General features: G+C 72.1%; 4 protein-coding genes. 2 read left to right on the forward strand and 2 right to left on the reverse strand.

Annotation, left to right across the window (positions count from 1 at the left end):
* Window positions 1-1,777: hybrid sensor histidine kinase/response regulator (locus AC1D01_RS22220; protein ID WP_477870128.1), on the forward strand; the 1,777-nt coding region annotated here is incomplete at its 5' end.
* Here the strand turns inward: AC1D01_RS22220 and AC1D01_RS22225 are convergent.
* Entirely contained in the window at window positions 1,761-2,708 is a 948-nt protein-coding gene (locus tag AC1D01_RS22225) for an aspartyl protease family protein (RefSeq protein ID WP_477870130.1), read from the reverse strand. The two genes, AC1D01_RS22220 and AC1D01_RS22225, sit on opposite strands and share 17 nt — an antisense overlap.
* A gap of 166 nt (window positions 2,709-2,874) precedes the next feature.
* On the opposite strand from AC1D01_RS22225, the gene AC1D01_RS22230 reads away from it, so the two are divergent.
* A complete protein-coding gene (locus AC1D01_RS22230) occupies window positions 2,875-3,831 on the forward strand; it encodes a LysR family transcriptional regulator (RefSeq protein ID WP_477870132.1) in 957 nt (318 codons plus the stop codon).
* Window positions 3,832-3,837: 6 nt separating this feature from the next.
* Here AC1D01_RS22230 and AC1D01_RS22235 read toward each other — a convergent pair whose 3' ends face one another.
* Window positions 3,838-4,398 (reverse strand): carboxymuconolactone decarboxylase family protein, encoded by a 561-nt coding sequence (locus AC1D01_RS22235; protein WP_477870134.1) that lies wholly within the window; start codon window positions 4,396-4,398, stop codon window positions 3,838-3,840.
* Window positions 4,399-4,491 lie beyond the last annotated feature (93 nt).

Raw genomic sequence — 4,491 nt, forward strand, 5'->3', positions numbered from 1 at the left:
GCTCAGCGTCGCGCAGCGGCACTTCTTCAAGCAGGCCGTCAATGCGCCGGGCCTGGTGCTCGGGCTGCCGCTCAAGTCGCGCATCACGTCGCGCTGGGTGCTGCCGATCGCACGGCAGCTGCGCGACAGCAGCGGCGCGCTGGCCGGCGTCGTCTACCTCAACATGGACCTCGATGAGCTGGGCGGCATCATGCGCTCGCTGCGGGTCGGCGAGCGCGGCGTGATCACCGTCTTCAACACCGACCGCGAGGTGCTGCTGCGCCTGCCGGAGGTGCCGCTCGTGGCCGACGAGAAGCCGGTGCGCCTGGCCTCGCCGGAGACGCAGCAGGCCGTGGCGAGCGCGCAGGCGGTGGGTGGCTTCGAGACCCGCAGCACGATCGACGGGCAGATGCGCACCGTGATGTACCGGCAGCTCGGGCGCTACCCGGCCTACGTGCTGATCGGGCTCGAGCAGGGCGAGCTGATGGCCCCGTGGCAGCGCGAGCTGACCATCGCCGTGGTCTTCTGGCTGTGCCTGGTGGCGGGCATCGCCGCGCTGCTGGGCACGCAGTACCGGGCCGCGCGGCACCGGGCGGCGGTGCTCCGCGAACTCGAGGCGGCGCGCGAGCGGGCCGAAGCGGCCAGCCGCTCCAAGTCGATGTTCCTCGCGAACATGAGCCACGAGATCCGCACGCCGCTGAACGGCGTGCTCGGCTTCGCGCAGATCGGGTACCGCGACCTCACCTCATCGCCCGAGGTGCGCAGCCGCTTCGGGCGCATCCTCGAATCCGGCAAGCTGCTGCAAGGCATCCTGAACGACGTGCTCGACATGTCGAAGATCGAGGCCGGCAAGCTGCTGCTCGACGAATCGCTGACGCCGCTGCGGCCGATCGCGCAGCGCGCGCTCGACCTGGTGCGCCAGGCGGCCGCCGACAAGGGCGTCGGGCTGCACCTGCTGGTCGACGACCGCGTGCCCGCGCAAATGCGGGTCGACGGCCTGCGGCTCGGGCAGGTGCTGCTGAACCTGCTGTCGAACGCGGTGAAGTTCACCGATGCGGGCGAGGTGTCGCTGAGCCTGCAGGTGGACCATGGCGAGCTGCTGGTCGAGGTCAGCGACAGCGGCGTCGGCATGTCGGCCGAGCAGGTGGGGCGGTTGTTCGTGTCGTTCGAGCAGGCGGATCCGTCGACGACGCGGCGCTACGGCGGCACCGGGCTGGGTCTCGCGATCAGCAAGCGGCTGGTCGAGCTGATGAAGGGATCGATCCGGGTGTCGAGCCGCTCGGGCGAGGGCTCGGTGTTCTGCGTGCGCCTGCCGCTGGCGGGCGCGATGCCGGCCGGCCCGCCGACGGCCGGGCGCGAGGCGGTGGCCGAGCGGGGCGAGGTGGGCGAGCCGGTGCGCGAGCGGCTGGCCGGCCTGCAGGTGCTGGTGGCCGAGGACAACATCGTCAACCAGATCGTGATCCAGAGCCTGCTCGAGAGCGAGGGCGCGCAGGCCGACATCGTCGGCGACGGGCACCTGGCGGTGGCGCGGGTCTCGACGCCGGGCGTGCGCTACGACGTGGTGCTGCTCGACGTGATGATGCCCGGCATCGACGGCTACGAGACCGCGCGGCGCATCCATGCGCTGTACCCGCAGCTGCCGATCATCGGCCAGACGGCGCATGCGCTGCCCGAGGAGCACGCGCACTGCATCGCCTCCGGCATGGTCGACCGCGTGACCAAGCCGATCGATGCGGACGAGCTGGTGCGGGTGGTGCTGCGGCATTGCGGCAGCCGGGAGGTCAGGGCGGCTCGATGACCGAGAACACCGGCCCGCCGAGGTGGTTCAGGTAGACGCGGCCCTGGCTGGGCGCGAACAGCACGCGGTGCGCCTTCAGGAAATCCAGCCCGAGGATCATCTCGGGCTGCCCGGCGACGCGTTCGGCATCGTCCCAGCTGGAGTGCTTGCTGCGGTAGCGCGCCCAGCGGTCGCTGACCAGCACCTGCGTGTTGCGGATCGATTCGCCGCCGATGTCGATGCTGTCGAAGCGGCCCGGCCAGCTCCGTCCGGCGCCTTCCGGCACGACCAGCCCGGCCCGCAGCGCGGCGGCCTGGTCGATCACGCTGATCGGCGCCGACGACGAGAACCTGGCGCGCACCGGCTTGCCGTTGAGCAGCACCTCGATCACGACACGGCGGTCCTGCGGGCTGCGCTCGCCCATCGACAGCTCGACGGCCTGTGCGTCCCAGTAGGCCAGGAAGGCATCGCCGCAACCGTCGGGGCGGAAGAAGCGCAGCTGCCGCTCCGCCAGCACCATCTCCAGGTCGGTCTGCAGCAGGTAATCGGCGGCCAGCACCGCTGGCTGGTCGACCGCGCCCGCATCGTCCCAGGCCACGCCGATGCCGGCGCGCTGCCAGCGCAGCGGGCCGAAGCTGATGTCGTCGGCGAGCGCGCGGTAGGCGCGGGTCTCGCCCGATGTCCCGTACAGCACGAACTGCGTGTGCTGCAGCGCCAGCTTCGCGCGTTCCGCGGTCGCGCGGTTGACGTGCGTGGCCGAGCTGCCGATGTCGACGGACACCTGCATCGGCTGACCGTTGAGCGAGCCCTCCATCTGCAGTCCTGACGCCGACACGTCGACGGCCAGCGTGCCGACCTTCGTGAAGCGGCAGGCCGCACCGGCGGCGCCTGGGGCGGCCAGGCCCATGGCGAAGAGCGCCACGGCGGTGGCGCGGCGAATGCTGGCGGTCATCTGTCGAATCCTCCCGGTGCTGGTGTGGCCGGCATGCGCGCCATCTGTCGTGCTGCCGGGCCATCTGTTCGCGTGATGGTAGCGGGGGTTGCCGGTGTCGCAGCCTCTAGAGTCGCGCGATCGTGCGCACCATTTCTTCTTTCCCTTGATCGATCGATTCCACGGCATGGAGGTCTTCACCCGCGTGGTGGAGCTGGGCAGCTTCTCGCGTGCCGGCCTCGCGCTGCGGATGCCGAAGGCGCGCGTGAGCGTCGTGATCCAGGCGCTGGAGGCGCACCTCGGCGTGCGCCTGCTCCACCGCACGACGCGGCGCCTCAGCCTGACCGACGAAGGCGCGCTGGTCCACCAGCGCGCCCTCGCGCTGCTCGGGCAGATGCGCGAGCTCGAGGACGCGCTGCACGACCCGGCCGGCGCGCCGTGCGGCCGGCTGCGCGTCGACGTGCCGGCGGCGTTCGGGCGCCAGGTCGTCGCGCCGGCGCTGCCGGATTTCTTCCGCCGCTATCCCGAGGTGGTCGTCGAGCTCGGCAGCTCCGATCGCCCGGTCGACCTGCTGGCCGAGGGCTACGACTTCGTGGTGCGCGGCGGCGAGGTGCACGACGAGCGGCTGGTGGTGCGCCCGCTCGGCCGCCTGCCGGTCGTCACCTGTGCCGCGCCGGCCTACCTCGATGTCCACGGCACGCCGCATGCGCTCGACGATCTCGCGCAGCACCGCTTCGTCAACTTCTACTCGCCGCGCGACGGCCACCTGTTCCCGTTCGACTTCCACCGCGGCGGCGAGCACCAGCAGCTGCACGGCGCGCACCGCGTGGCCTGCAACGATGCCGACACCTACATCGCCGCCGGCGTCGCCGGGCTGGGCCTGGTGCAGCTGCCGTGCACCCGCGCCGTCATCGACCACCTCGCGCACGGCCGGCTGGTGCAGGTGCTGGCCGACTGGAGTGCCGGCGGCCTGCCGCTCACGCTGCTGGAGGCGCGCCGGCCCCACCCGATGGCCAAGCTGCGGGCCTTCAGCGATTGGGTGGTGGCGCTGTTCCAGCGCGAGTTCGACGGCTTGCCGAGCCACCTCGACAGCGGGCTGCCGTCGCCCTGGCTCGCGATGTTCGAGCGGCCGCCGCTGTGCTGAGCCGGTTCAGGGCGGCAGCACCGGCAGTGCCGCGATGTCGCCCCCCGGCTCGGCCGGGATGTGCGCCACGTTCAGCACCATCGAGACCATCGCGAAGTAGCCGACCAGGCCGGTCAGCTCGACGGCACCGGCCTCGCCGAAGCGCGCCACGCTGCGCGCCCAGGTCGCTTCGCTGACGCCGTGCTGTGCCAGCAGCTCGGTGCAGAAGTCGTGCACCAGCGTCTCGTCGGCATCCATCGTGTCGGGGCGCCGGCCGTCGCGCAGCGCGTCGATCGTGGCCTGCGCCGTGCCGGCCTGCAGCGCGAGCGCGACGTGCACCTTCCATTCGAACTGCTGCCGCCAGTGGCGGGCCACCAGCAGCGTCGCGAACTCGCTGACGCGCGCCGGCAGCGAGGTGCCGAAGCGCAGGAAGGCGCCCAGCTTCTGCACGTGGGCAAGCAGCTCGGGGCTGCGCAGCAGCGCGATGAAGGGCCCCTTCACGGCCTTGCGCGGCCCGGCGATCAGTTCATCGGCGGCGGCGCGCTGGGCCGGGGTCATGGCATGGTCGGGCAGGGGTGGAAGTCGCATGGATGCTCGCTTCAGGAGTGGACGGGAAGGGGGCGTGCGCGCGGCCGCAGCAGCACGGCCGCGCTGGCCAGCAGCGCCGCGGCGGCCGCGAGG

This window comes from Rhizobacter sp. P3_B12, assembly GCF_056402895.1.

What these genes read in the sequence shown, in the direction of transcription:
- AC1D01_RS22225 (WP_477870130.1), bottom strand. Translation starts at nt 2,708, where the DNA reads ATGACCGCCAGCATTCGCCGCGCCACCGCCGTGGCGCTCTTCGCCATG.
- AC1D01_RS22230 (WP_477870132.1), top strand. Translation starts at nt 2,875, where the DNA reads ATGGAGGTCTTCACCCGCGTGGTGGAGCTGGGCAGCTTCTCGCGTGCC.
- AC1D01_RS22235 (WP_477870134.1), bottom strand. Translation starts at nt 4,398, where the DNA reads ATGCGACTTCCACCCCTGCCCGACCATGCCATGACCCCGGCCCAGCGC.